1 rRNA gene is annotated in these 1437 nt (G+C 58.0%); it reads left to right on the top strand.

What is annotated here, in order from left to right:
- Positions 1-243 precede the first annotated feature (243 nt).
- Positions 244-1437: ribosomal RNA gene (locus H8N03_RS25945) — 16S ribosomal RNA — on the top strand; the annotation flags it as partial.

Here is a 1437-nt window from a genome sequence, read left to right as displayed (position 1 = left end):
AGGGTTTGTCGGGGTGGGTGCGTCCGGTTCTTGAGAACTCAACAGTGCGCTAGAAATATGTTGATGCCAATGCATTAACCCCCAATGGTCTTCACTCCTGTGTGGGTGGGGATCGGGGTTCCTTTGGGATCTACCCCCGTGCCGGCTTGCCAGCTCGGTGCGGGGTTTGGAGTCCAAGGTCAACTATGAAGTGAAATGATCTAGGTTGCTCGGCTGCTTCGGTGGCTGGTGATCGAAGGTTTTTCGACGGAGAGTTTGATCCTGGCTCAGGACGAACGCTGGCGGCGTGCTTAACACATGCAAGTCGAACGGTGAAGCCCTTCGGGGTGGATCAGTGGCGAACGGGTGAGTAACACGTGAGCAACCTGCCCCTGGCTCTGGGACAACCACTGGAAACGGTGGCTAATACCGGATACGACCCGCCTCGGCATCGAGTGTGGGTGGAAAGTTTTTCGGCTGGGGATGGGCTCGCGGCCTATCAGCTTGTTGGTGGGGTGATGGCCTACCAAGGCGACGACGGGTAGCCGGCCTGAGAGGGCGACCGGCCACACTGGGACTGAGACACGGCCCAGACTCCTACGGGAGGCAGCAGTGGGGAATATTGCACAATGGGCGAAAGCCTGATGCAGCGACGCCGCGTGAGGGATGACGGCCTTCGGGTTGTAAACCTCTTTCAGCTCCGAAGAAGCGCAAGTGACGGTAGGAGCAGAAGAAGCACCGGCTAACTACGTGCCAGCAGCCGCGGTAATACGTAGGGTGCAAGCGTTGTCCGGAATTATTGGGCGTAAAGAGCTCGTAGGCGGTGTGTCGCGTCTGCTGTGAAAACTCAGGGCTCAACTCTGAGCTTGCAGTGGGTACGGGCACACTTGAGTGCTGTAGGGGAGACTGGAATTCCTGGTGTAGCGGTGAAATGCGCAGATATCAGGAGGAACACCGGTGGCGAAGGCGGGTCTCTGGGCAGTTACTGACGCTGAGGAGCGAAAGCATGGGGAGCGAACAGGATTAGATACCCTGGTAGTCCATGCCGTAAACGTTGGGCGCTAGGTGTGGGGTCCATTCCACGGATTCCGTGCCGCAGCTAACGCATTAAGCGCCCCGCCTGGGGAGTACGGCCGCAAGGCTAAAACTCAAAGGAATTGACGGGGGCCCGCACAAGCGGCGGAGCATGCGGATTAATTCGATGCAACGCGAAGAACCTTACCAAGGCTTGACATGCGCGGTGGAATCCCAGAGATGGGGTGTCATTTAGTTGGTCGCGTACAGGTGGTGCATGGTTGTCGTCAGCTCGTGTCGTGAGATGTTGGGTTAAGTCCCGCAACGAGCGCAACCCTCGTTCCATGTTGCCAGCACGTAGGGTGGGGACTCATGGGAGACTGCCGGGGTCAACTCGGAGGAAGGTGGGGATGACGTCAAATCATCATGCCCCTTATGTCTTGG

The organism is Ramlibacter cellulosilyticus (assembly GCF_014297465.1).
GTDB classification, from domain to species: Bacteria; Pseudomonadota; Gammaproteobacteria; order Burkholderiales; family Burkholderiaceae_C; genus Ramlibacter; species Ramlibacter cellulosilyticus.
Note: the sequence above shows the minus strand (reverse complement) of the source record. Positions and strands in the feature narration are given on the sequence as shown.